Origin of the sequence: Cryobacterium sp. Hz7 (assembly GCF_004402815.1) — a bacterium.
Classification (GTDB): Bacteria; Actinomycetota; Actinomycetes; order Actinomycetales; family Microbacteriaceae; genus Cryobacterium; species Cryobacterium sandaracinum.
Genome location: NZ_SOFB01000057.1, coordinates 22115 through 45893 on the forward strand (window position 1 = coordinate 22115; position 23779 = coordinate 45893).

Here is a 23779-nt window from a genome sequence, read left to right on the forward strand (position 1 = left end):
ACGGAGATTCTGGGGGAAAACCGCTTTCTCGGGGGTTTGTGGGCCAAATCCGGCAGAATCTCCGTCGAATTCGTTCAGGGCAGAGTTGCTGGCCGGGCCGGGCCCGGACTCGGATAGGGCGTGGAATGCACGTTCTGCCCACATCGAGGTCCCCTGATCGTCTACATCGGCAAGGGAAACGGCCGGTTCGGAAACCCCGGCCCGTGCGACCCCCAACGCCCACACTTGGCAGGCCTCACCCTTCCGGCCCCGCCGGCCGCACAAAAATACCGCCGACCACCGCGCCGAGCCACGACCTCGGCTCCCCTTCCGTGAAGAGAAAGGAGCCGAGGTTACGGGTCGGCGGAGTGGATGCAGTCAGTCGCCTGCGGTCAGTCGCCTACGCTCGTGCGGGTAGCAGGCACGGCCGCGGCAGCGACGCCGCGGATCGATGGGGTGTGGAACGTGCCCTGGAAGACCCGTTCGCTCGCGCCGACGCGGTCGAGGTAGGGCGTGATCCCGCCCATCTGGAACGGCCAGTTGGCCCCGAGGATCATGCACAGGTCGATGTCCTCCGCGGCGTGCACGACGCCGTCGTCCAGCATCCGCTTGATTTCATCGGCGAGGCCGTCCTCGATCCGGCGTAGGATCTGCTCGGCTGTCATCGGGGTCTGCCCGCCCGCGACGATCTTGACGGCGCCCTTGTCGAAGCCCTTGATCCTGCCCTTGGCGTCGCGCTCCAGAATGGTTCCGTGCTCGGCCAGCTTATGCAGGTTCGCGCTCTCGAAAAACCGGTCCGGGAATGCGGCATGGTGGGTGTCCAGAACGTGTGCGCCGACCTTGAGGCCGACCAGCTCGAGCAGCTCGAACGGGGTCATCGGCATCCCGAACGGAGCCAGTGACCCATCGACGACCTCGAACGGGGTTCCGGTGTCGACGGCGTGCATGGCCTCACCCAGGAGCTTCGCCAGGAGGCGGTTCACGACGAACCCGGAGGTGTCCCGGGTGATGACCGCGTTCTTTCGCAGTTTGGCTGCCACGACCATCGCCGTGGAGAGAGTGGCGTCGTTGGTCCGCGGGGTGTTCACGACCTCGATCAGCGGCATGATCGCCACCGGGTTGAAGAAGTGGAAACCGACCAGGCGCTCGGGGTGGGCCAGCTTCGCACCGATCTGTTCGACCGAGAGGGACGAGGTGTTGGTGGCGAGGATGGCGTCGGGAGAGATGTGCTTCTCGATTTCGGCGAAGACATCCTGCTTCACGCTGAGTTCCTCGAAGACGGCCTCGATCACCCAGTCGGCGTCGGCGAACTGTGCCTTGTCTGTCGTTCCCGTGACCAGAGCGCGGAGCCGGTTGGCCTCGTCGGGGGAGATACGATTCTTGGTCTCCAGGGTGAGGATCTCGCCGTGGATGTACGCGACGCCCTTGTCGACGCGGGCCTGATCGAGGTCTGTGATGACTACGGGCACGCGCAGGCGACGCACGAAGAGAAGGGCGAACTGGCTGGCCATCAGGCCGGCGCCGATGACGCCTACCTTGTTGATCGGGCGGGCCAGGGCCTTGTCCGGCGCACCGGCCGGCCGCTTGGCTCGCTTCTGCACCAGGTTGAAAGCGTAAATACTGGCCTGCAGCTGGTCTCCGGCGATGAGTTCGGCCAAGGAGTCGTCTTCCCGCTCGAACCCTTCCTGGCGAGATCCGCTCTTGGCTGCTTTGAGCAGGTTGAGGGCGATGTACGGCGACCGGGCGACGGTTCCGATGCGGTTTTCCAGCATCTTGCGGGCCACGCCCACGGCCACATCCCATTTCACGAGCCGTTCGACCTTGCCGGGCGTATTGGGCCGGGCGACCTTTGTCTTTCCGGCGATCACGCCATCGGCCCACTCGATGGACTGTTCAAGGAACCTGGCCGAGGCGAACTGCACGTCGGCGATGCCCAGCTCGAGAGCATCCGCCGCTTTGAGCGTGCGGTGCTTGAGCGGATTCTCGATGATCACCTTGAGCGCGTTCTCGATGCCGATCAGGTTGGGCAGCAGGTAGGAGCCGCCCCAGCCCGGGATCAGCCCAAGGGAGACCTCGGGCAGCGCGATCGCGGGCACGGTCGCGTCGACGGTGCGGTAGTCGGCGTTGAGGGCGATCTCCAGCCCGCCCCCCAGTGCGAGCCCGTTGATGAACACGAAGGAGGGCACACCCAGTTCGGCCTGCTTGCCCAGCGCATAGTGGCCCAACTGGGCCAGCAGCTTGCCCGTCGCGAGCGATGGGATCTCGCTGACCTTGCTCAGGTCGGCGCCGGCGGCGAGGATGAACGGTTTGCCGGTGACGGCGACGCCGTGGATGTCGCCGAGGGCGGCGCGTTCCCGGAGAAGGTCCATCGCCATGGCGAACTCGAGCAGGGTGTTCGGGCCGAGCGTGTTCGGGCGGGTGTGGTCCCGGCCGTTGTCAAGCGTGACCAGCGCCAGGGTCCTTCCACCGGACAGAGGCACATCGTGTACGTAGCAGTGGGTGACGACCTCGTCGGCCGACAGCTCGACCAGCGGGGTGAAATCGAGTTCGGAGTAGTTGCTCATCGCTTGCTTGCCTTCCGGTTGAAGTTCGGGTTCTCCCAAATCACGGTGCCGCCCTGGCCGAGACCGATGCACATGGCGGTGAGGCCGTAGCGCACCTCCGGGTGCTCGCTGAACTGACGGGCGAGCTGGTTCATCAGGCGCACGCCGGAGGAAGCGAGCGGATGTCCGATGGCGATCGCGCCGCCGTACTCGTTCACCCGCGGGTCCTCGTCGTCGATGCCGAAGTGGTCGAGGAACGAGATGACCTGCACGGCGAAAGCCTCATTGAGTTCGAACAGGCCGATGTCCGTGATGCTGAGGCCGGCCTTGCGCAGGGCCTTCTCGGTGGAGGGGACCGGGCCGAGTCCCATGACCTCCGGCTCAACGCCGGCGAAGGCGAAGCTGACCATCTTCATTTTGACGGTGAGACCGAGGTCCTTGGCGGCCTTGCCGCTGGCGAGGAGGCAGGCGCTGGCACCGTCGTTGAGCCCGGAAGCGTTGCCGGCAGTGACCCGTCCGTGGGGACGGAAGGGGGTCTTGAGAGTCGCGAGGCCCTCCATCGTGGTTTCGGGGCGGGGAGCCTCGTCGCGGGTCGCCAGACCCCAGCCGGAATCGCTGCGGATCGCAACCGACACCAGGTCGGGCTGTATCTTCTCGGCGGCATAGGCCGCGGCGACCTTCTGTTGGCTGCGCAGGGCGAACCGGTCGGACCGCTCCTTGGTGTACGCCGGGAACCGGTCGTGGATGCGCTCGGCCGTGGCGCCCATATTGAGGGCGTCCTCGCTGACCAGGCGCTCGGACAGGAAACGCGGATTCGGGTCGACGCCCGAACCCATCGGGTGGCGTCCCATGTGCTCGACGCCGCCGGCGATGGCCAGGTCGTAGGCGCCAAATCCGATCCCGGCTCCGAGAGTGGTCACGGCGGTCATGGCGCCGGCGCACATCCGGTCAATGGCGAATCCGGGTACCGACTTCGGCAACCCGGAAAGCAGTGCCGCCGTGCGACCGAGCGTGAGGCCCTGGTCGCCGGTCTGGGTGGTGGCGGCAATCGCCACCTCGTCGATGCGTTCCCCAGGGACCGACGGGTTGCGTTCCAGCAGTCCGATCATGGCCTTGACCACGAGATCATCCGCCCGGGTGTTCCAGTAAATGCCCTTTTCACCGGCGCGTCCGAACGGGGTACGAACCCCGTCCACAAACACGACTTCTGTTCTATCGGCCACTTTGCCTCCATCATCGATCAGGTGTCGGTCGATCCTAAAGGGGCTCCCGTGGAGGGTCGAATCCTTGGACGGATCCTACGAATCCGCTTCCGAAGAGAGCTCGATCGATTGGTGGACATCCACAAAGGCATCGGCGATCCGTTGTGCGGTCACTTCAATTTGCCAGGTGCGCGCACCCAGGTGCGCGAGCGCCTCACCGACGGATGCGGGATCGACGTTGACGGGCGGCGTCCACGCCACCCGGCGGACATAGTCCGGGGTGACGAGGTTCTCCAGCGGGATGGCGAGCTCCTCGGAGACCTCGGTGAGGGCTGCGCGAGCGGCCTTGTAGCGCAGGTCAGCCTCGGGATTGCGGTCGGACCAGGCGCGCGGGGGCGGGAGCAGGTCGCCGTTTCCCCGAAGCGACGGCAGGTCGGTTGACGCCAGGCCCTTCTGGATGGCACGCCACCAGCGGTCGAGTTCGCTGCGGCTCGCACGGCCGCTGAACTCCCTCAGATCAGCCAGGGCCTGCCGGTTCGCCGGCATGGCCCGTGCTGCCGCCGTCAGCGACGCGTCGGGCACGAGCCGGCCGGGGGACACATCCAGCTCCTGTGCCAGAGCGTCGCGAGCCAGCCACAATTCCCGGGCCACGGCCAGGCCCCGCTGTCCCCGGATGGAGTGCACGCCGGAAAGGCGGCGCCAGGGTTCGGGGCCGACGGGCTTCGCCTCACGCGCCAGCACGGCGGCGAATTCCTGCGCGGCGATGTCGGTCTTGGAATCGGTGGCGAGCATGTCGACCATACGGTCACGCAGGTCGGGAAGCAGTTCCACGTCGAGCGCGCCGTAGACCAGCCAGGCCTCCGGCAGTGGGCGGGTCGACCAGTTGGCGGCGGAGTGTTCCTTGGCAAGATGGATGCCGAGCAGCTCTTCCACCACCGTGCCGAGGCCGACCCGGGGGATTCCGAGCAGGCGGGCGGCCAGTTCAGTGTCGAAGATGTGCCGGGGGTCAAGTCCGACCTCGCGCAGGCAGGCCAGGTCCTGGCTCGCGGCGTGGAAAATCCACTCGTCATCGCGCAGAGCCTGGTTGAGCTCGTGGAAGTCGCCGATCGCGGGCGGGTCAAACAGGAATGTGCCAGCGTCGCGCCGATAGATCTGGATCAGGTAGGCGCGCTGGGAGTAGGTGAAGCCGGAGGCTCGTTCAGCGTCGATGCCGATCGGGCCCGTGCCCGCGCTGAGGGCTGCGGTCGCCGCGAGGTAGGCGTCCCGCGTATCGATCACCTGGTGATCAAGCACGACCGGTTCGGCGTGTGGACAACATGCTGACTCCTTCGCCAGTGGGTGGAAGACCTGCGAGCATGCAGAGCAGCTCGCCCCATCCTTCGACGTGGGCGGCGAGATTGTGGTCCAGCGGCGTCCACGAGGCCCGCAGTTCGATCTGCGCGCCATCGCCCTGCTTGGCAAGTTCGCCAAAGCCGGACGAGATAATCTTAGTAGCGGTCCCCGAGGCCGCTGTATACCGTGCCCCGTGGGCGTCGAGAGCATCGACCAGCCACGACCAGGCGACCCCCGCGACGAACGGGTCGAGGCCGATGTCGGTTTCCAGGGGAGCCTGGGCGAAGCAGACGACGCGGAAGGCGCCGCCCCACTCCTCGGGCTCGGCCGGGTCATACAGCAGGATGAAGCGTCCGGTCCCGAGATCGGAGTCGCTCCCGTGACGTACCGGGGTCACGTCGGCCGAGAAGGCGATGGAGTGCGGAGCGAGGTTTCCGGGTGCGGAAATCTCATTGACCACAAGCTCCGTACGGATGCGGGCACGTGCAAAGGATGCGCGGGCGGCGGCGAACTCCGGCGAAGGCGTTTCTTGTGTTTCGGGCACGTGTGCAGACTAGAGTTTTTTTCGAGCGGAGTCGGACAGGCACGCCGGACAGGGGAGGTAGTCATGCGTGAGCGGGTGGGCTCAGGGCGGTACCCGAGGCGTTTTCTGGCGGTGAGCGGGATCGCAGTCGCCGGGGCAACGGTGTTGCTGGGGATCGCGGGCGGTGTTTTGGCGGCCGTGATGGCACGTCGGATTGTGACGCCCTCGACCACGCGCTCCGACGACGTGCGGATCCACTCCGTCGACCTCGTGGCGGGAACGATTACGCTGCAGTCCACGCCGGATTCCGTACTGCAGGGCGATTACAGCTTCTGGTTCTCGGGCGATACAGGACACGCCCACCTGGGCGAGATCCTCCGTCTCACGCCCACGAAGGTGACGCGGCGCATCCTGCGCGTCGATCACGGGGATCTGGCCCGAGCCGAGCGCGGCCGGCTCGGCGGCTACTCGTACCTCGGGCCCTGGGACCTCGGCTTCGCCTTCGAGGACGTGCTCGTTTCCACCGACGTCGGTGATGCTCCGGCCTGGCTGATCCCGGCCGAGGAGCCGGACGGCCGCTGGGTGATCCAGGTGCACGGGCGCGGGGTGCAGCGGCAGGAGACGCTGCGAGCGGCGCCGGTCTTCCGGGATGCGGGCTTCACGTCCCTGCTTGTGTCGTACCGCAACGACGGGGAGGCACCGCGGAGCGGCGACGGCCGGTATTCCCTCGGAGACGCGGAATGGCAGGATGTCGATGCGGCGATCGCGTTCGCGGTGCACCGCGGTGCGACCGAGATCGTGTTGATGGGGTGGTCCATGGGCGGCGCGATCGTGCTGCAGAGCGCGACGCGATCAACGCTGCGCGACCGGATCGTCGGCATCGTGCTCGACTCGCCCGTGATCGACTGGGCGGATGTCGCGCGCTTCCACGGCGGCCTGCTCGGCCTGCCCGCGGTCATCGCCAGCGGTGCTCTGGAGGTCCTGGGACGGCGTTGGGGCAAGATCGTCACCGGTCAGACCCAACCGATCGACTTCGGACGCCTCGATTTCGTCACGCGCGCCGCCGAGCTCGACCTACCGGTGCTCCTGATGCACAGCGACGACGACGGATTCGTGCCCGCGACCGGCTCCCGCGCCCTGGCCGGGCGCCGACCCGACATTGTGACCTTTCTGCCGTTCGCGGTGGCGCGGCACACGAAGCTGTGGAACTACGACCGCGAGGGTTGGAATCAGGCCATCACGAACTGGCTGGTCGAGATCGCTCCCACCGAGCGTATGTCGCTCCCTGGTCGTCCAGGAGAAGTTGCCGCAACCTGAATCCGGTGGATCCGGCCGTGGCCGATTCGAGCAACCCCCGGCCGCCGAGCACCACCTGGGGGCTCGTGGACAGGCAGAATTCGTCGACCAGGTCGGCCGCGAAGAATCGCCCGGCCAGCACCGGACCGCCCTCGCAGACGATGCGCGGGAGGCCGAGGGCGCAGAGGGCCGCGAGAATCGTGGACGGAGTGAGAACGCCGTTCTCTTCGTCGAGCGGCACGACGGTCGTGCGGGCCCCGACCGTGGCGGCCTCCACCCGGCCGACTGCGAAGCGCGGACAGAGGATGTACACCGGCTGCCGATGCGCGGATTCCGGGTGTGCGGAGTCCCGGTGCGTAAAGTGCTCGAGCCGATGACCGGCCAGGTTTCCGCTGGAGGTGACGACCGCGAGGGCCGCCCGGGCCGGCACGACGTACCCCTCCGCACGGACACTGCCGGCGCCGATCAGGACGACGTCGGCAAGTTCCCTGATCACACCTAGGATCCGGCGGTCGAGGCGGCTCGAGAGGGAATCCGAGGTGCCATCGGACCCGGCCACGCCGCCGTTCAGGCTGGCGATCATGTTGACCCGCAGGTACGCGCCCGGCGCCGGGGCGTAGCGCCGCAACAGCCAATCCCGGCTGACCGGGTCGAGCCCGTCGACGCTCCGCGGCAGGTCGACCGTATCGCCGCCCGCGTCCGGCTCCGGAAACACCCGGGTCAGGGTCACGCAGCGCCCTCGCGCAGGCGGCGCTTGGTGCGGGCGAGCATGGCTGACATGCCGCGGATGCGCAGGGGCGACACCGCTTTCGTCAATCCGATCGTGTTCGGATAGTCATCCGGCACATCGAGCACCTCCTGGGCGCTGAGCCCATCCAGACCCTGGGCCAGGATCGAGGCGAAGCCCCGGGTCGTCGGCGACTCCCGGGGAGCGGTCGCGTAGAGGTGCACCGCGGACTCGCCGTCCACCTCGACGAACATGAAGACGGGAGACTGGCATTCAACGACTCGCTCGAGCAGGTCCGGGTGCTCCGCGTAGCGCGGCGGGAGCGCCGGCAGCTCGTCGGCGAACTCAAGCAGCAGCAGCAGCCGGTCGGACTCCTCGAGTTCGAGGAAGTCATCGCGGATCTCGGCCAGTTTGGCGGGAAGTTCGGTAGCGGTCATCGACACTCATTCTGCCATGCGCGGGCCGTGAGGCCCCGGAATCCGAGTGGGCCGGCCGGCTCAGCGGGGCTGAGGTGCGGCGCCCGGCTCCGTGCCCATCACGATCGGCACGTGCACGGCGTTACCCCATTCGGTCCAGGACCCGTCGTAGTTGCGCACGCCTTCGAAGCCGAGAAGGTGGGTCAGGACGAACCAGGTGTGGCTGGACCGCTCGCCGATCCGGCAGTAGGCGATGACGTTGTCGCCGTCGGAGAGGCCGGCCTCGTCACGGTAGATGGCGTCCAGCTCGGTGCGGGTGCGGAAGGTGGCGTCCGGGGCAGCGGCGCGCGCCCACGGCACCGACGCCGCCGACGGGATGTGGCCGCCGCGCAGGGCGCCCTCCTCCGGGTAGGCCGGCATGTGGGTGCGTTCGCCGGTGTACTCCTCGGGGGAGCGCACGTCGATCAGCGGGTTCCCGAAGTGCGCGAAGACATCCTCGCGGAATGCGCGGATGGCGGAATCGTTGCGCGGGGCGACCGGGTACACGGTCGGGGTGATAACGGGCTTGTCCCGGGTGAGGCCTCGTTCCTCGGCCACCCACTTGTCACGGCCGCCGTCGAGCAGGCGGACGTCTTCGTGGCCGAATAGGGTGAACACCCACAGGGCGTAGGCCGCCCACCAGTTGTTCTTGTCGCCGTAGATGACCACGGTGGTGTTGCGGGAGATGCCCTTGGCGCCGAACATTGCGGCGAAGGCGGCACCGTCGACGAAGTCGCGCTCGACCGGATCATTGAGGTCGGTGTGCCAGTCGATTTTCACGGCTCCCGGAATGTGGCCGGTTTCGTAGAGCAGAACGTCTTCATCCGATTCGACGACAACAAGACCGGGGGTTTCGAGATGCGCCTGCAGCCACTCGGTGCTGACCAGACGTTCGGGGTGGGCGTAGGCCATGAACTTCGGTGCCGGATCGAGATCAACAGACATGGGGGGAACCTCCTGGTGGCGTCCGATGGACACTGGAATCAAATGGGCGCGGTTTAGGCTGGTTACCGGTCCGCGTTTTCGAATCTACGCGGTATGGGTCCTGATCGCATCCGCGGTCGTTCTTCAACGATGATGCTCCGACCGGGACTATCAGTTCGACACAGAAACCGGGTACTACAGCATGGCTCCTCAAGCTCTCAGCCAGGTGCAACGTTTGGCCGATCGCTCTCCGAGCATCACCGGGCCGGAGATCGTGGCCGAGTTGGTTCCGCCGCCCCAGTTCGAGCACGCCTCCTTCGCGTCGTACCGACCTGACCTGAACTTCCCCTCGCAGCTCGAGGCCGTGGAACGGCTGGGCACCTTTGCCGGAGCCTGGCTGGCCCAGCGGCCCAGCGGCTTCTTCTCCCGCACCCGCAAGCCCAAGCCGGAGCTGCCGGGCATCTACCTGGACGGTGGTTTCGGCGTCGGCAAGACCCACCTGCTGGCCGCGCTCTGGCATGCCGCCCCGGGACCGAAATACTTCGGCACCTTCATCGAGTACACCGCACTGGTGGGAGCACTCGGCTACGCAGCCACCGTCAGGCAGCTCTCCGGCGCCCGCCTGATCTGCATCGACGAGTTCGAACTCGACGACCCGGGCGACACCATGCTGATGACCCGGCTTCTGGGCGAGCTCGTGGCCTCGGGTACCCGCGTCGCCGCCACGTCGAACACGCCGCCGAATTCGCTGGGCGAGGGGCGTTTCGCCGCGATCGACTTCCTTCGCGAGATCCAGGCGATGTCCGCGAACTTCGAGATCGTGCGTATCGACGGCCTCGACTTCCGCAGGCGCGACATCGAGGGCCACGCCATCGCCGTGTCCCGGGACGAAGTGGACCAGCTGGTGCCCGCCCTGGTCGAACGCGGCTCCACGGTGACCCGGGACGACTTCGGCGACCTGATCCGACATCTCAGCACGGTGCATCCGTCGAAGTACATCAAGTTGATCCACGGCATCGACGTCATCGCCCTGACCGATGTGTACCTGCTGACCGACCAGACGGATGCCCTCAGGCTGGTCGCCTTCATCGACCGGGTCTACGACGCGGAGATTCCGATCATCGCCAACGGGCAGCCCCTGAACGAGGTCTTCGACGAGGAGATGCTCTCCGGCGGTTACCGAAAGAAGTACCAGCGGTCCCAGTCCCGTCTCGTGGCGCTGACCACAGGTGAGCTTCCACCGCACGACTGATGCACGACTGATCGAGGCCGGGCCACCGCTCTGCCCGCCGGAAACGCGATGTTAACACCGTCGCTCGGCGCGTAACGCGGGCGAAACATCCGCGCGCACTCACCGAAACCTCACAACTTCAAACTGACTCTGTACCCGCCGAGACACGATCAACTGCTCACCCTGTGCACGTCGACGGCAATCACTGTTAGTTAGCGAGAGGTAACCATATCCATGGTTCAACTGTCAGTCCTGTTTGACGCCACAACTGATGAAATAGCCCTGAATCTCAATTCCCTGTGGCTCCTCGTCGCGGCCGCCCTCGTGCTTCTGATGACTCCCGGTGTTGCCTTCTTCTACGGCGGAATGGTGAAGGCGAAGAGCGTCATCAGCATGATGATGATGAGCTTCGGCGCGATGGGCGTTGTCGGTGTGCTGTGGGTGCTCTACGGCTACGGGCTCGTCTTCGGCCCGCCGCTGATCCCCGGTTTCCTCGGCAACCCGTCCGGGCTGCTCGGCCTGAGTGGGCTGCTCGGCGCCGGGGAAGACGGATCCCTCTCTCCCGACCTGAACGGGCTGGCGTTCGCCGGCTTCCAGGCCACCTTCGCCATCATCACCGTCGCACTGATCTCTGGTGCGATCGCCGACCGTGCCAAGTTCGGCGCCTGGTTGATCTTCGCCGCCGTGTGGTCGACCCTGGTGTATTTCCCGGTCGCCTACTGGGTCTTCAACCTCGCCGATGGCTGGGCTCCCGCCGCTCTCGGGGTCAACGACTTCGCCGGTGGCACCGCTGTGCACATCAACGCCGGTGCAGCCGGTCTGGCTCTCGCCTTGGTGCTCGGCAAGCGGGTGGGTTTCAAGAAAGGCATCTCCAAGCCCCACAACGTTCCGCTCACCCTCCTCGGTGCCTCGCTCCTGTGGTTCGGCTGGTTCGGTTTCAATGCCGGCTCCGAAGCCGCCGTCGACGGTGTCGCCGCCCTCGCCTGGATCAACACGCTCGTCGCTCCCGCCGCCGGTATTCTCGGCTGGCTGATCGTCGAGAAGATCAAGGACGGCAAGCCCACCTCGATCGGTGCCGCCTCGGGTGCCGTCGCCGGGCTCGTCGCCGTCACCCCTGCCTGTAACATCCTCACCCCGTTCTGGGCGATCGTCCTCGGAGTCCTCGTCGGAGCGGTATGCGCGGTTGCCATCGACCTGAAGTTCAAGTGGGGCTTCGACGACTCGCTCGACGTGGTGGGCATCCACCTCATCGGTGGCATGATCGGAACGCTCTACATCGGTATCTTCGGGTCGGGCATCGGCCTGCTCGACACCGGCAGCCTCAACCAGCTCTGGGTGCAGTTCGTCGCAGCCTTCGGCATCGCGATCTTCTCCTTCGTGATGGCCTACGGCATCGGCGTGATCATTCAGAAGACGATCGGCTTCCGAATCAACAACGAAGACGAGGTGGCCGGAGTGGACACCATCGTGCACGGTGAAGAGGGCTACGCGCTCGACGCCGTCTAACCATGAAGCAGCACCGCCCTGTGCGTGCTGTCCTTTTCGGTGGCTGTCCTATTCGGTGGCTGTCCTATTCGGTGTAGGACGACCTCGACAGCGCCTGGGACTTCAGGGCGTCGAACTCGGCCGGGGTGATCGCGCCCGCAGCGTGCAGAGCCTTCGCCCGGCCGATCTCCTCCGTGGGCCCGGCACTGGTTCCGGCGACACTGCGGATGCACTGATCGGTCTGCGCCTGGTACTCCCTCGACTCCGTGGAACTGCGTGCACCTTAGCCGTGGGGCAGGCCGAGAGCCACGGTGACGAGGCTGAACGACCACTCGGGGCCGCGAATGGAGGACGCGTCTCTATGACCTCGCATCGGGTACCGGCTCAGATGGCGCTTCCGGGCGCAGCCCTGACACCGGGAGCCGTGACACCTGCAGCGTCGTCACCGGCTGCACCGTCACCGGGGGTCGGCACGCCGATCCCGGCTCCGTCGACCGCTGAGGTGAAACGGCCGCGGCTTGATGGTGCATTTCATCGGCTCATCGCCGGCGAAGCGCGCTGCGTCTGCGTGTGGGCTGCGGCAGGCCCCGGGAAGATGACCCTGCTGGCGTCCTGGGCTGGCCGTTTTCACCGGAACGGGGAGTCGGTCACCTGGGTACGCGCGCAGCCGGGCCGGTTCCGTCCCGCTGACGTCTGGCGGCAGGTCGGGCGGCGCTCGGGGGTGTCAGGCGACGGGGACACCCGGTACGTGTTCATCGGTGGGTTGGACCGTGTCGAAGCGGATCGGCCGGGCTGGTGGGCGAGCTGGTCGCGTCGGCGCCCGAGGGCATCCGTCTCGTGGTCGCCGGGCGCACTCGGCCGTGCGCAGGGCCGACGCGACTGCGCGGCGACGGCTTCATGGTCGACGTGCCGCCGGCGGACCTGGCGTTCGATCGGAGCGAGCTGCTGCTGATCGTGCCGTTCCTGCACGGGAGGAACGATTCCGCACGGCTGGTGGTGGATTTCGACGGTGACGATCCGGCGGTGGCCGGTTTCCTCCGGTCGGAGATCATCGCCGGCTGAGCTGACGGTGACGAGAACACGAAGCTGCGCGCCGCCGTCAGGCCTGTCCTCTCGGTCGACCTGGCCGTCGAGGTGACGAAGCGAGCGGATGCCGGGGCTGGGCTGGACCGGCTGGCCGGGCCCAGCGCACTTATCACCAGGGAGAGCGGCGACGACACCAGGGCGTATCGCATCCACTCGATCCTGCTGGCCTATCTGCAGGGCGATGCGCGGCGACGTGACTTCGCGGCGGCGGCGGCTCACGAGACCGCGGCCCGGTGGTTCGCGCGCCGCGCCGACGGTCAAAACGCTCTCGAGCAGGCGCTTGCTGCCGGGCTGCCCGTCCTCACCGCCGAGATGCTCGATGCTTTCGGTCTCGATCTCGTGCTCAGGGGAACGCCAGACCTCGTCCTCCGTGCCCTGGCAGAGCCGGCCGCGCGCGCCGGGAACCCAGGTGCATCCGTGGCGGCGTCCCTAAGGCTGCTCCTGGAGGCACCATACTTTCCCGACCGGGGGCAGGCCGACCACCTGTTGGCGGAGCTCGAGGTGGTGGGGCTCGCGTCCGGCGGCAGTGCGGAGATCTGGACCGTCGTGATCGACGCGCTTGCCGCCTTCTTCGCAGCGACGCCTGACGAAATCCGGGACCGTCTGGCCAGGCTGGGCGCCGTCCGCGCCGCACCGGGGCGGCGGGGAGACCTCGGTGTCGACCTGCTGGCCGCCACCGCGGAGACCTGGTGCCGCGCCGGTCTGGGCGAGGCGGAGCGAGCCGAAGCGGGACTGCGAATGGTGGCTGTGACCGCGCGGAATGCCGGTAACCAATGGCTGTTCCTGCTTGCCGGCGACCTCGCCGCCATGTCGGCCTCCCGCCGGGGCGACTGGGCCCGCGCCGGTCTCATCGACGATCAACTCGCTCGGGCGACGGATGCCGCAGCGCGCCCGGCCACGGGTGCCGTGGCATCCGTGGCGGGGGCGGCGTTCAACCGCGCAGCGGCCCGCGCCTCGGTCTCGCTCCAGATCCGCCGGTACGAACGCTGCGAGCCGATCGATCAGGGCGTGCTGGAACGGCTTGTCGCGGCCGACCCTCTGGTGTGGGATTCCGGACTGATCGTGCCCGCCCAGACCTTCCTGTCCCTGTCGGCACCGGCGGCGGACCCGAGGCGGCGATCGGTGCTCGAGAATCTGAACGGCTTGATGCGGGAGAATGCGGACGCCCACCCGCGTGTGCCGAGCCTGTGCTGCATCCCCTGGTTCGAGCTGACCGGTGCGCTGGACGGGCGGGCCGAGGCCCGACGTGTCACGCTCCTGGTGGAGAACGTGCTGGGTACGGACTCGTTGGAGGCCGTGCTGCTCCGCTCCCTGGCGTACCCGCCGGCCCCGGGCCGCCACGGCGCCGGTGGGCGGCTGGAAGCCGCCGCAACGCCGGCCGCCCGGTGTTGGAGCGGGACCACGCTCGTGAGCGCCTGGATCGTGCTCGCCGGCATCGCTGAGGAGGGTGAACGATCTGCCGAAGCGGATGCCCGTCTGGCTCGGGCGCCGCGCCTGGCTGAGCAGCTGCGGGACCTCGACGGTTTCGCAAACCGGATTGTGACTCGGTCCGCTCAGGCGCCGGGGGAGAATTGCCCAGCCCCAGCCCCAGCCCCAGCCCCAGCCCCGGCCCCGGTCGCACCGCTCACCGAGCGGGAGCGGGTGCTGCTGCGCGAGCTGCCCTTCCATCAATCCGTGGCGGACATCGACCGCAAGCACAATGTGAGCCCGAACACCGTCAAAACTTATCTGCGCAACATCTATCAGAAGCTTGAGGACACCGACCGCACCCGGGCCGTGACTATTGCTCAGGAGCGCGGCCTGCTCTGACCTGCACCCCCCGAATGGGAATGGTTCCGCCTGACCCAGACCACTAGGCTTCGAGGGTCTCGTGCCCGCGCGCGCCGCGCGAAGTGCCAGGCCACGTGCATGATCTTCGTGCCGGCGGAACGGAAGGACCCCATGTTTGAATTCCTGCTCAGCCCCATCCCCGGTCTCATCATGCTGGGTATCGTCGTCTTCCTGATCGGCCTGTTCTATGCCAAGAGCGTCTACAAGAACGCCGGGCCGGACGAAGCCCTGATCATCACCGGCAAGAAATCGAAGAAGACCATCGTCGACGGCGCCACGCTGGAGGAATCCGGGCAACGCGTCGTGCACGGCCAGGGCGTGTTCATCACCCCGTTCTTCCAGAAGGCGTTCAAGATCAGCCTGCGCAGCCGGGCGATCGAGATCACGGCCGTCGCCCAGGACCAGAACGGCGTCACCCTCACCGTGGAAGCAGTCGCCATTGTGAAGGTCGGCGACGACCCGGCCGCCATTCGTGCCGCCGCGCAGAGGTTTCTCGGCCAGGACAAGAACATCGACGGCTTCGCACAGGAAGTACTGTCGGGATCCCTGCGGTCGTCGATCGGTGGCACGAACGTGATGACCATCATCCAGAAGCGCGACGAGCTCGGCTCCTCGGTGCTGGCGACCGCCCGGGAGTCCCTGGCCAACCAGGGCGTCGACGTGGACTCGTTCGAGATTAAGGGCATCACTGACGAGAACGACTACATCCGGGACCTCGGACGCGCCGAGCAGGCCAAGGTGCGGCGCCAGGCCGAGGTTGCCGAGCACGCGGCCAACCGGGAGGCACAGGAGGCCGCCATTCTGGCCGAGCAGGCCATCGCCGAGGCCCAGAACACGCTCGCACTTCGAAAAGCGGCGCTGCAGCTGGACACCGACAAGGCCGCCGCCGAAGCAGCCGCGGCCAAGCCGCTGGCCGAGGCCAAGGCCCAGCAGGCCATCGTTCAGGAGCAGGAGCTCACCGCCCAGCGGCGCGCATCTCTCCGCAAGGCCGAGCTTGAGTCCGAGGTCAACGCGATCGCCGACGCCGAGGCGTACCGCATCCGGGTGACCGCCATCGCGGCGGCGGAGGCCGCCGTGGCCGGCGCGAACGCCGACCGCGACAGCCGCATCGCCAACGCCGAGGCCCTCCGCGCGGAGGGGCAGGCCGAGGCCGACGCCATCCTCGCCCGCGGTACCGCTGAGGCGACCGCTACCCGGCTGTCCGCCGAGGCCGTCGCCGAGCAGAGTGAGGCGCTGATCCAGCTTCGCATGGTGGAAATGCTGCCCGAGATCGCCCGCGAGCTGGCCGCTCCGATGTCGAACATCGACAACCTGACGGTCATCTCCACGGATGGCGCCAGCCAACTGACCAAGAATGTCGCTTCCGGTATCACCGAGGTCGACGGCGTGCTCAAGTCGACCATGGGTATCGGCATCCGGGAACTGCTCGGCAACCTCGTCGGTGGAGCCGCTGTCGGAGCGGCCGCGACCAAAACCGCCAAGCCACAGGCCTCACTCACGACCGCCCAGCAGGCCGACGTCGACAGCGCTCTGGCCGCGCCGGCCGTCGAGGCATAGCACGCAGTCAGGTCGGACGCTGATTCAGGCCTTCGCGCCTGGATCGCTCGCATTTCGAGGGCGTCGACCTGGTCCCGGTGCGAGTAGCGTTGATGTTCACAGAATGCCGCAGTCCGGTCCGCATGGGCTCGGGAACAAGGGGAGATTTCCAGATGACGGATGCCGCGATGGACCCGGTCTCGGCCGTTGCGCCCCTGCTGGCCGGGCGAGCGTCCTCGAGCCAGCGCTGGTCGAATCTGATATTCGTGCACTGGCGCGTGGACGCCGCTCTCGTGGCTCCGCTGCTGCCGGACGGTCTCGTGCCCGACGAATTCGACGGCGCTAGCTGGGTTGGGCTGATCCCGTTCGTGCTGGACCGGGCCACCGTCTTCGGCAGTCCGCCCATTCCCTACTTCGGCACCTTCGTTGAGGTGAACGTGCGCCTGTACGCGGTGGATGCGAACGGGCACCGCGGCGTGGTCTTCGTCTCGCTGGAGGCCTCCCGGCTGGCGGCTGTGCTGGCGGCCCGGGCATTGTTCTCGATCCCGTACATGTGGTCCCGCACCAAGCTTGAGGTCGGGGCGGGGGAATACCGCTACACCGCGCGCCGACACCTGGCCGCCGGGGCGCACACCGAGATCGTGGTGCGGCCGACTGCCCGCCCGGTCTTCGGCGACCCGCTCGCCGATTTCCTGACCGCCCGCTGGGCTCTATTCACCCGTACGCGTGGCCGCACGGTGCACCTGCGCAACCACCATGAGCCGTGGGAGCTCTTCGAGGCCGAACTGGTGAGCCTTGACGACACCCTGCTCGCCGTGGCGGGGTTCCCCGGGCTGGCCGGACGCGAGCCGGATTCCGTGCTGTACTCGCCCGGGGTCACCACCTGGTTCGGCGCCGCCGGCTGAGTCGCGGGCCGACGCTATCGAGGCAAGGTAGGACGGGGCGTTCGCTCGGCGGGCGGAACCGGTCGAGGCGCGCGTCGCTTCGGGCTGGCCCGCGCCGCGTTGGAGTCGGGTGAGATCAGTTGTCAGCATGCGAGGGTGGTGATCGTTCAGGCGTGGTCGGTGCCGACGAGGTGAGGCCGGCGTTCGAGGTGGAGGTTCTGCGTTCGGCAGGCAGGTTGCCGGCGTCGAAGTTGACGTACCAGGCCCCGCGGCATGGCGTCGCGGACGCTCTACGACCGTGCTGAGAAGGTGGCGCTGCGGTCCGATCGCCGCGGAGACGGCCCGGCGGATCGCGGTCGGGTGCCGAGCTTCACCCGGATTCTGGTGCGTCCGGAGGCGGGGGCGGTGCTCTTGGTCGGCCGCGACCGGTACATGGTGCCGGAAGACCCGAAACGGTTCCTGCGGGTGTGGGTCAAACCTGCCGGTTTCCAGGCTGCAACCGGTCGGTCGCAAACTGCGATATCGAGCATTCCCTGGATTGATAGTTCGATGGGCTGACCGCGCACGACAATCTGGCACGTCTGTCTGCGGGCTGTCATGCGCTGACGAGCGAGACCGGTTGGCGGATGTTGCACCGCGGCGGCGGCTTACGTGAGTGGACGTCGCCGACGGGGCGCAGGCTCGTGAGCGAGCCGGCCAGGGTCATCCGCTCGGCTTCGACCGAACCGTCGACCTCCTGGTGCGCCACCATGCCACGATCATGAGCGTAGTGCTGCTGGTCATCGGCGCGGCCCTGATCTGAGGGGGCCGGTCCGATCGGGGAAGCCCCCGGCCCGACCGCCTGCGCCGAGGATGTCGCCTGGGTCGCACTCTCCCGGGTGCAGCCCCACGATCGACATCTCGTGCGCATGCTCGCGCATGGAGTCGACCGCAACCGTCAAGCCGCGTTACGCGGACTCAACGCGGTCTGACACAGCGCGGACTTCATGAGCGTTGTCGTCGGCAGCGTGAGAGCGGCAGGCTCTCCCGAACGAATTCGACGGAGATTTTGTCAAAATCGGCCCTAAATCGTTTGGAAATCCCGTTTTTCCGGAGAATCTCCGTCGAATTGGTTCCGGCTGCTCACCCAGCGAGACCCCAGTGGCACAATCACGGGCTGGGGCTGGGGCTGGGGCTGGGGCTCGGGCCCAGACCCAGACCCAGACCCGGGCCCAGCTCAACTGAGCACAGACGCGAAGGCGGCATTTGGGATACTCGGAGAATGGTCGACGTCACCCTCACCCTTCCCGCCGGCGCTGTGCTCCTTCGGCGCGCCCTGTCCCAGGATCTGTCTGCAATCGTGGGGCTTCTCGCCGACGACTCCATCAGCGCTTCCCGAGGCGACGCCGACCGGCCGGAAGATCGCGTCGCCTACGAACGGGCATTCGCCGCAATCGACGCAGATCCGGCCCAACAGTTGCTGGTCGCGACGTCGCTTTTGGGCGAGGTGCTGGCCACCATGCAGCTCACCGTCATCCCTGGGCTCGCCCGTGTCGGGTCCACCCGGTTGCAGATCGAGGCCGTCCGGGTTCGCTCGGATCAGAGGAGCCGCGGGCTCGGCGGAGCCATGATTCGGTGGGCCGTGCAGAATGCCCCGGCCTTCGGGGCTCAACTCGTCCAGCTCACGTCGGACGCAGCGCGCGTCGACGCGCACCGGTTCTATGAACGGCTGGGCTTCACCGCGTCCCACGTGGGCTTCAAACACGCCGTGCCGACGGTCTCCTGACGGCAGCACCCCCGCGGGGCAGGATCAGGCAGGCAGGCCGAGGAGCCGTCCGGCGAACCCTGCGCACGCGATCGTCGCGGTGAAGAACACGGCCACCCAGACCACGCCCGGGATGTGGGTCAGACGGGCCAGCTGGTCGGCGTCGGAGGCGGTACCGCGGCTCCGCGACCGGGACCGCTGGAGCTCGACCACGGTGCGCACAGCCCCGAGCAGCAGAAACGCCGTGATCAGCAGGGCGAAGATGCTCTGCACCGGAGGAGTGCCGAACCAGGTGATGCCGAAGACCAGTCCAGCGGTAACGAGGACGGACCACAGTCCGAACCAGTTGCGGATCTGCACGAGCAGCAGTGCCAGGGCCGCCAGCGACAGCCACAACAGGCCGATGTCGTAGCCGAGGCTGAGCATCCGTGCCGCGCCGAGCCCCAGCAGGGCAGGGGCGGTATAGCCGGCCAGCAGGGTCAGCACCATGCCGGGTCCGCGCGGGCGTCCGCTGCTGACGGTCAACCCCGAGGTGTCGGAATGCAGACGGATACCGCCGAGCCGGCGACCGCTCACCGTCGCGACCACCGCATGGCCGCCCTCGTGCGCGATCGTGATGACGTGGCGGGTGACCCGCCACGCGGCCGGCACCAGCACGAGCACGGCAGCGGCCGCGATGGTCAGCCAGGCCGTGATCGCGGGCAGAGGCTCGTTTCGGGCGGAGAGTTGCCCCCAGAGATCGACAAGCCCGTCCATGGATTTCAGCCTAGATTACCTTGGGCGGGAGCTTTATACTGATCGCAAAAGCTGGATACGAGTGAAAGGACGGTCCCCATGAGTGCTTCGGACAAGATGAAGAACTCGGCCGAGGAAGCCGTGGGCAAGGCAAAGGAGGCCGCCGGCAAATTGACCGACAACGAGCGGCTGGAAGCCGAGGGCAAGGCTGAACAGGCCAGGGCAAACCTCAAGCAGGCCGGAGAGAACGTCAAGGACGCCGTCACTGATTGAGTCGAATCCGCATCTCCACACCATCAGTGCACGTCAATCAAAAGAAAGGACGGCGAGCAGGATGAACGTACTCCTCGTCATTGTTGCCATCATCGCCATCGCGCTTCTGTTCACCGGAGGGTTCGTCGAGTCGCTCAACTTCCTCATCTGGGTCGGCATCGTGCTCGTCGTGATCGCGCTGATCGTCTGGCTTGCCCGGACGATCTCCGGGAAGCGGGCCTGACCGGGCCGCGCATGTGGTCTCCAACCCGTACCGAGAAAAAGAAAAAGCCCCGACTTTCGGGGCTTTTTCTTGGCTGTGGGCGATACCGGACTCGAACCGATGACCTCTTCCGTGTGAAGGAAGCGCGCTACCAACTGCGCCAATCGCCCCTGTGGCCTCGTACTGTAGCCACAAGTCTCGATACTAACCCAGACCGGGTGGAAGGCGCACATCGTGGGGGCCTCAACACGCCGGAACGACTCGGTTTGAATATGAACAGGACTATCGGCTAGAGTCTTTCAAGCGCGCAGAAATGCGGGCAGTTGCGGATGTGGCGCAGTGGTAGCGCATCACCTTGCCAAGGTGAGGGTCGCGAGTTCGAATCTCGTCATCCGCTCGAATGGGATCGGCCGCGAGGCCGGTTTCTTTCGGTACGAATCCCAAGTGGTGGGTTGGCCGAGAGGCGAGGCAACGGCCTGCAAAGCCGTGTACACGGGTTCGAATCCCGTATCCACCTCCAATCCCGGAAGTCGCAATGCAGGAATGATTTTCAGGAAATGGGCGATTGGCGCAGCGGTAGCGCGCTTCCCTGACACGGAAGAGGTCACTGGTTCGATCCCAGTATCGCCCACAGAGTTGGGAAACAGATAACCCCCGGTAAAGCGGGGGTTTTTTTTGCCCGCACAGCACCGGAAATCCAGGTGCAGTCGGGCCTTCCTCGGGCTCGCCGCGATGAATCGCCAGGGAGGGTGCGGCGGGTTCGGCCGGAATCGGCTAGAGTCTTTCAAGTCAGCGGAAACGTTGATGAGTGCGGATGTGGCGCAGTGGTAGCGCATCACCTTGCCAAGGTGAGGGTCGCGAGTTCGAATCTCGTCATCCGCTCGAATGGAATCGGCCGCAAAGCCGGTTCTTTTTGGTACGAAACGTATGTGGTGGGTTGGCCGAGAGGCGAGGCAGCGGCCTGCAAAGCCGTGTACACGGGTTCGAATCCCGTATCCACCTCCACTTCTGGAATGTCTTTTCAGAGAATGGGCGATTGGCGCAGCGGTAGCGCGCTTCCCTGACACGGAAGAGGTCACTGGTTCGATCCCAGTATCGCCCACAGGCAAACCCCCGGTAACTCGGGGGTTTTTCTTTGCCCAAAATGGCCGTGCCCGTCGTGGTCGAGGCGCGCCGCTAAAGTTATTGGGGTTCGAACAATACTGAAGGAGTAATACACGTGGCTGACGGCTTTGAGCTATTCACCGACCGGTCCGTTGTCGCAATGCGCGTCAACGGCGAGCTCAAGGATCTCGCCACGACGGTGACTCCGACGGATGTCGTCGAACCGGTGACCATCGGCTCGCCCGACGGCCTCAGCATCCTGCGCCACTCGGCCGCGCACGTGCTCGCACAGGCCGTGCAGACCGTGAACCCGGCGGCGCGCCTGGGCATCGGCCCGCCCGTCACCGATGGTTTCTACTACGACTTCGACGTTGAAGAGGCATTCACCCCCGAGGACATCAAGTCGCTCGAGAAGGCCATGGACCGCATCATCCGCCAGGGCCAGCGGTTCGTGCGCCGCGTCGTCACCGACGACCAGGCCCGGGACGAACTCGCCGCCGAGCCGTACAAGCTCGAACTGATCGGGCTCAAGGGCGGGGCCGCCGAGACCGTCGACAACGAGTCGGTCGAGGTCGGCGGCGCCGAACTCACCATTTACGACAACGTGGACCCGAAGACGGGGGAGACGCTCTGGAAAGACCTCTGCCGCGGTCCCCACCTGCCGAACACACGCATGATCGGCAACGGCTACTCCCTGACCCGTCTGGCCGCCGCCTACTGGCGCGGGTCCGAGAAGAACCCGCAGCTGCAGCGCATCTACGGCACCGCCTGGGCCACCAAGGACGAACTGCGGGCCTACCAAGCCCGCCAGGAGGAGGCCGCCAAGCGCGACCATCGCAAGCTCGGCGCCGAACTCGACCTCTTCAGCTTCCCCGAGGAGATCGGCTCCGGCCTGCCCGTCTTCCACCCCAGGGGCGGCATCATCCGTCAGGAGATGGAGAACTACTCCCGCAAGCGCCACACCGAGGCCGGCTACGACTTCGTCTACACGCCGCACATCACCAAGTCGAACCTGTTCGAGACGTCCGGTCACCTCGACTGGTACGCCGATGGCATGTTCCCGCCGATGAAACTCGACGCGGAGTACGACGCCGACGGCCACATGACCCGTCAGGGCGTCGACTACTACCTCAAGCCGATGAACTGCCCGTTCCACAACCTGATCTTCCGCTCCAGCGGCCGCAGCTACCGCGACCTGCCCATGCGCCTGTTCGAATTCGGCTCGGTCTACCGCTACGAGAAGTCCGGCGTCGTGCACGGCCTCACCCGCGTGCGCGGCATGACCCAGGACGACGCGCACATCTACACGACCCGCGAAGGCATGAAAGAGGAGCTCACCAGCACCCTCAACTTCGTGCTCAAGCTGCTCGCCGACTACGGCCTCGAGGACTACTACCTCGAGCTCTCCACGAAGGACCCGAAGAAGTTCGTCGGCACCGACGAGGCCTGGGCGGAAGCGACCGACACCTTGCGCGAAGTCGCCGAAGCATCCGGTCTCGAACTCGTGGCCGACCCGGGCGGCGCCGCCTTCTACGGCCCGAAGATCTCCGTGCAGGCCCGCGACGCGATCGGCCGCACCTGGCAGATGTCCACCATCCAGCTGGACTTCAACCTGCCGGAACGGTTCGACCTCGAGTACACCGCCTCCGACGGCTCCCGCCAGCGCCCGGTGATGATCCACCGGGCCCTGTTCGGTTCGATCGAACGCTTCTTCGCCGTGCTCACCGAGCACTACGCCGGGGCGTTCCCGGTGTGGCTGTCCCCGGTGCAGGTCGTCGGCATCCCCGTGTCCGAGCAATACGGTCCATACCTCGACGAAATCATCGGCCGGCTCGAGACGGCAGGCGTGCGCGCCCAGGTCGACCACTCCGACGACCGCATGCAGAAGAAGATCCGCAACCACACCAAGGCGAAGGTGCCCTTCCAGCTGATCGTCGGCGAGGATGACCGCTCCAATCGCTCGGTGAGCTTCCGGTTCCGCGACGGCACCCAGGAGAACGGCGTACCGGCCGACGAGGCCATCCGTCGCATCATCGCCGCGATCCATGCGCGCGCGCAGGTCACGACCCAGGGCCAGGTCTGAGATGGACACGCACAGCGACGAGTTCGAGGGGCTCGAGCAGTCGTCCGAGTTCGCCGCGGTTCCGGATGCCTTCCAACGGCTATGGACCCCGCACCGCCTGGTCTACATCCAGGACGGCCAGCAGCCGCACCCGGATGACTGCCCCTTCTGCCTGGCCCCGAGCATGACCGACGAGAAGGCACTGATTGTGGCCCGCGGCACGCACGCCTACGTGTTGCTGAACCTGTTCCCGTATAACAGCGGGCATCTGCTGGTCTGTCCGTACCGGCACGTCGCGACTTACGATGAGGCCAGTCCGGAGGAGGTCGCCGAGATCGGCAGTCTCACCCAGGTGGCCATGCGTGTGCTCAAGGCGGTGTCGCACTGCGACGGCTTCAACATCGGCATGAACCAAGGCCGTATTGCCGGCGCGGGCATTGCCGAGCACCTACACCAGCACATCGTTCCCCGCTGGGCGCTCGACTCGAACTTCTTCCCGATCATCGCCGGAACGAAGGCGATTCCCCGTCTTCTGGGCGATGTGCGGCGCGAAGTCGCCGAGGGCTGGCCCCAGGATGGCAACTAGCCGTATATACCCCTCCACCGGCACCCGCCGGGCGGAATCG

General features: G+C 66.7%; 23 protein-coding genes and 7 tRNA genes. 20 read left to right on the forward strand and 10 right to left on the reverse strand.

Annotation, left to right across the window (positions count from 1 at the left end; all coding sequences use genetic code 11):
* Window positions 1–371: 371 nt before the first annotated feature.
* From E3N86_RS15060 to E3N86_RS15075, 4 genes are all read right to left on the reverse strand, one after another.
* On the reverse strand, window positions 372–2543 hold the full coding sequence (locus E3N86_RS15060) for a 3-hydroxyacyl-CoA dehydrogenase NAD-binding domain-containing protein (protein ID WP_134512238.1): 2172 nt from the start codon (window positions 2541–2543) through the stop codon (window positions 372–374).
* Window positions 2540–3745 (reverse strand): thiolase family protein, encoded by a 1206-nt coding sequence (locus E3N86_RS15065; protein ID WP_104099613.1) that lies wholly within the window; start codon window positions 3743–3745, stop codon window positions 2540–2542. Before E3N86_RS15065 ends, E3N86_RS15060 begins: the two co-directional genes overlap by 4 nt.
* Window positions 3746–3820: 75 nt before the next feature.
* Complete coding sequence (locus E3N86_RS15070) at window positions 3821–5017, reverse strand: ribonuclease D (RefSeq protein WP_104099614.1); 1197 nt, start codon at window positions 5015–5017, stop codon at window positions 3821–3823.
* Window positions 5010–5600: a DUF3000 domain-containing protein gene (locus E3N86_RS15075; RefSeq protein ID WP_134512239.1), complete on the reverse strand. Its 591-nt coding sequence runs from the start codon at window positions 5598–5600 to the stop codon at window positions 5010–5012. The genes E3N86_RS15070 and E3N86_RS15075 overlap by 8 nt, the downstream gene beginning before the upstream one ends.
* 111 nt (window positions 5601–5711) lie before the next feature.
* On the opposite strand from E3N86_RS15075, the gene E3N86_RS15080 reads away from it, so the two are divergent.
* On the forward strand, window positions 5712–6896 hold the full coding sequence (locus tag E3N86_RS15080; RefSeq protein WP_166785110.1) for a S9 family peptidase: 1185 nt from the start codon (window positions 5712–5714) through the stop codon (window positions 6894–6896).
* Here the strand turns inward: E3N86_RS15080 and E3N86_RS15085 are convergent.
* Genes E3N86_RS15085 through E3N86_RS15095 form a run of 3 tightly spaced genes read right to left on the reverse strand, consistent with a single transcriptional unit; the run spans window position 6817 to window position 9002 of the window.
* A complete protein-coding gene (locus E3N86_RS15085; RefSeq protein WP_134512241.1) occupies window positions 6817–7605 on the reverse strand; it encodes a dihydrofolate reductase family protein in 789 nt (262 codons plus the stop codon). The genes E3N86_RS15080 and E3N86_RS15085 overlap by 80 nt on opposite strands.
* The gene (locus E3N86_RS15090) at window positions 7602–8039 is read right to left on the reverse strand and encodes a SufE family protein (protein ID WP_104099618.1); all 438 of its coding nucleotides are present in this window, start codon (window positions 8037–8039) and stop codon (window positions 7602–7604) included. The genes E3N86_RS15085 and E3N86_RS15090 overlap by 4 nt, the downstream gene beginning before the upstream one ends.
* Window positions 8040–8099: 60 nt before the next feature.
* Window positions 8100–9002, reverse strand: a complete 903-nt coding sequence (locus E3N86_RS15095; protein ID WP_134420633.1) for a sulfurtransferase — start codon at window positions 9000–9002, stop codon at window positions 8100–8102.
* 181 nt (window positions 9003–9183) lie between these two features.
* On the opposite strand from E3N86_RS15095, the gene zapE reads away from it, so the two are divergent.
* A complete protein-coding gene (gene zapE, locus E3N86_RS15100; protein WP_134400863.1) occupies window positions 9184–10233 on the forward strand; it encodes a cell division protein ZapE in 1050 nt (349 codons plus the stop codon).
* Between the two features lie 213 nt (window positions 10234–10446).
* Window positions 10447–11718, forward strand: a complete 1272-nt coding sequence (locus tag E3N86_RS15105) for an ammonium transporter (RefSeq protein WP_134512242.1) — start codon at window positions 10447–10449, stop codon at window positions 11716–11718.
* Window positions 11719–11782: 64 nt separating this feature from the next.
* On the opposite strand, the gene E3N86_RS17555 is transcribed toward E3N86_RS15105, so the two are convergent.
* Entirely contained in the window at window positions 11783–11926 is a 144-nt protein-coding gene (locus tag E3N86_RS17555) for an SHOCT domain-containing protein (protein WP_134371587.1), read from the reverse strand.
* Between the two features lie 566 nt (window positions 11927–12492).
* Here E3N86_RS17555 and E3N86_RS15115 point away from each other — a divergent pair.
* From E3N86_RS15115 to E3N86_RS15140, 7 genes are all read left to right on the forward strand, one after another.
* Entirely contained in the window at window positions 12493–12759 is a 267-nt protein-coding gene (locus E3N86_RS15115; protein ID WP_134371503.1) for a hypothetical protein, read from the forward strand.
* 72 nt (window positions 12760–12831) lie between these two features.
* The gene (locus E3N86_RS15120; protein WP_134512243.1) at window positions 12832–14592 is read left to right on the forward strand and encodes a LuxR C-terminal-related transcriptional regulator; all 1761 of its coding nucleotides are present in this window, start codon (window positions 12832–12834) and stop codon (window positions 14590–14592) included.
* A 132-nt stretch (window positions 14593–14724) separates the two neighbouring features.
* On the forward strand, window positions 14725–16170 hold the full coding sequence (locus tag E3N86_RS15125; protein WP_158250210.1) for a flotillin family protein: 1446 nt from the start codon (window positions 14725–14727) through the stop codon (window positions 16168–16170).
* A gap of 152 nt (window positions 16171–16322) precedes the next feature.
* Entirely contained in the window at window positions 16323–17054 is a 732-nt protein-coding gene (locus E3N86_RS15130) for a YqjF family protein (RefSeq protein ID WP_134371507.1), read from the forward strand.
* A gap of 339 nt (window positions 17055–17393) precedes the next feature.
* On the forward strand, window positions 17394–17591 hold the full coding sequence (locus tag E3N86_RS15135) for a hypothetical protein (protein ID WP_134371509.1): 198 nt from the start codon (window positions 17394–17396) through the stop codon (window positions 17589–17591).
* A gap of 97 nt (window positions 17592–17688) precedes the next feature.
* Entirely contained in the window at window positions 17689–17835 is a 147-nt protein-coding gene (locus tag E3N86_RS16945; RefSeq protein ID WP_166785111.1) for a hypothetical protein, read from the forward strand.
* A 459-nt stretch (window positions 17836–18294) separates the two neighbouring features.
* Window positions 18295–18798: a GNAT family N-acetyltransferase gene (locus tag E3N86_RS15140; RefSeq protein WP_104171045.1), complete on the forward strand. Its 504-nt coding sequence runs from the start codon at window positions 18295–18297 to the stop codon at window positions 18796–18798.
* A gap of 24 nt (window positions 18799–18822) precedes the next feature.
* Here the strand turns inward: E3N86_RS15140 and E3N86_RS15145 are convergent, their stop codons facing one another.
* Window positions 18823–19533 carry a M50 family metallopeptidase gene (locus E3N86_RS15145; RefSeq protein WP_134371511.1) on the reverse strand — a complete coding sequence of 237 codons (711 nt, stop codon included), beginning with the start codon at window positions 19531–19533 and terminating at the stop codon, window positions 18823–18825.
* Between the two features lie 78 nt (window positions 19534–19611).
* On the opposite strand from E3N86_RS15145, the gene E3N86_RS15150 reads away from it, so the two are divergent.
* Both E3N86_RS15150 and E3N86_RS15155 read left to right on the forward strand, forming a co-directional pair.
* On the forward strand, window positions 19612–19785 hold the full coding sequence (locus tag E3N86_RS15150) for a CsbD family protein (protein WP_104100480.1): 174 nt from the start codon (window positions 19612–19614) through the stop codon (window positions 19783–19785).
* Between the two features lie 61 nt (window positions 19786–19846).
* The gene (locus tag E3N86_RS15155; RefSeq protein ID WP_134371589.1) at window positions 19847–20008 is read left to right on the forward strand and encodes a hypothetical protein; all 162 of its coding nucleotides are present in this window, start codon (window positions 19847–19849) and stop codon (window positions 20006–20008) included.
* A 76-nt stretch (window positions 20009–20084) separates the two neighbouring features.
* Here E3N86_RS15155 and E3N86_RS15160 read toward each other — a convergent pair.
* Window positions 20085–20157: transfer RNA gene (locus tag E3N86_RS15160), tRNA-Val, on the reverse strand.
* A gap of 155 nt (window positions 20158–20312) precedes the next feature.
* Here E3N86_RS15160 and E3N86_RS15165 point away from each other — a divergent pair.
* The 8 genes from E3N86_RS15165 to E3N86_RS15200 all read left to right on the forward strand — a co-directional run bounded on the left by E3N86_RS15165 (window position 20313) and on the right by E3N86_RS15200 (window position 23739).
* Window positions 20313–20384: transfer RNA gene (locus tag E3N86_RS15165), tRNA-Gly, on the forward strand.
* A 49-nt stretch (window positions 20385–20433) separates the two neighbouring features.
* Window positions 20434–20507, forward strand: a tRNA-Cys gene (locus E3N86_RS15170).
* Between the two features lie 39 nt (window positions 20508–20546).
* Window positions 20547–20618: transfer RNA gene (locus E3N86_RS15175), tRNA-Val, on the forward strand.
* 179 nt (window positions 20619–20797) lie between these two features.
* Window positions 20798–20869, forward strand: a tRNA-Gly gene (locus tag E3N86_RS15180).
* A gap of 49 nt (window positions 20870–20918) precedes the next feature.
* Window positions 20919–20992 (forward strand) — tRNA-Cys (locus E3N86_RS15185).
* A 25-nt stretch (window positions 20993–21017) separates the two neighbouring features.
* A tRNA-Val gene (locus E3N86_RS15190) sits at window positions 21018–21089 on the forward strand.
* Between the two features lie 162 nt (window positions 21090–21251).
* Window positions 21252–23174, forward strand: a complete 1923-nt coding sequence (thrS, locus tag E3N86_RS15195) for a threonine--tRNA ligase (RefSeq protein ID WP_233191359.1) — start codon at window positions 21252–21254, stop codon at window positions 23172–23174.
* Window position 23175: 1 nt separating this feature from the next.
* Window positions 23176–23739, forward strand: a complete 564-nt coding sequence (locus E3N86_RS15200) for an HIT domain-containing protein (RefSeq protein ID WP_104100482.1) — start codon at window positions 23176–23178, stop codon at window positions 23737–23739.
* Window positions 23740–23779: the final 40 nt, after the last annotated feature.

Excerpts from the sequence above, each read along its gene's own strand:
- E3N86_RS15060 (WP_134512238.1), bottom strand. The coding sequence starts at position 2,543 with ATGAGCAACTACTCCGAACTCGATTTCACCCCGCTGGTCGAGCTGTCG.
- E3N86_RS15090 (WP_104099618.1), bottom strand. The coding sequence starts at position 8,039 with ATGACCGCTACCGAACTTCCCGCCAAACTGGCCGAGATCCGCGATGAC.
- E3N86_RS15095 (WP_134420633.1), bottom strand. The coding sequence starts at position 9,002 with ATGTCTGTTGATCTCGATCCGGCACCGAAGTTCATGGCCTACGCCCAC.
- zapE (WP_134400863.1), top strand. The coding sequence starts at position 9,184 with ATGGCTCCTCAAGCTCTCAGCCAGGTGCAACGTTTGGCCGATCGCTCT.
- E3N86_RS15105 (WP_134512242.1), top strand. The coding sequence starts at position 10,447 with ATGGTTCAACTGTCAGTCCTGTTTGACGCCACAACTGATGAAATAGCC.
- E3N86_RS15125 (WP_158250210.1), top strand. The coding sequence starts at position 14,725 with ATGTTTGAATTCCTGCTCAGCCCCATCCCCGGTCTCATCATGCTGGGT.
- E3N86_RS15130 (WP_134371507.1), top strand. The coding sequence starts at position 16,323 with ATGACGGATGCCGCGATGGACCCGGTCTCGGCCGTTGCGCCCCTGCTG.
- E3N86_RS15140 (WP_104171045.1), top strand. The coding sequence starts at position 18,295 with ATGGTCGACGTCACCCTCACCCTTCCCGCCGGCGCTGTGCTCCTTCGG.
- E3N86_RS15145 (WP_134371511.1), bottom strand. The coding sequence starts at position 19,533 with ATGGACGGGCTTGTCGATCTCTGGGGGCAACTCTCCGCCCGAAACGAG.
- E3N86_RS15150 (WP_104100480.1), top strand. The coding sequence starts at position 19,612 with ATGAGTGCTTCGGACAAGATGAAGAACTCGGCCGAGGAAGCCGTGGGC.
- E3N86_RS15155 (WP_134371589.1), top strand. The coding sequence starts at position 19,847 with ATGAACGTACTCCTCGTCATTGTTGCCATCATCGCCATCGCGCTTCTG.
- thrS (WP_233191359.1), top strand. The coding sequence starts at position 21,252 with ATGCGCGTCAACGGCGAGCTCAAGGATCTCGCCACGACGGTGACTCCG.
- E3N86_RS15200 (WP_104100482.1), top strand. The coding sequence starts at position 23,176 with ATGGACACGCACAGCGACGAGTTCGAGGGGCTCGAGCAGTCGTCCGAG.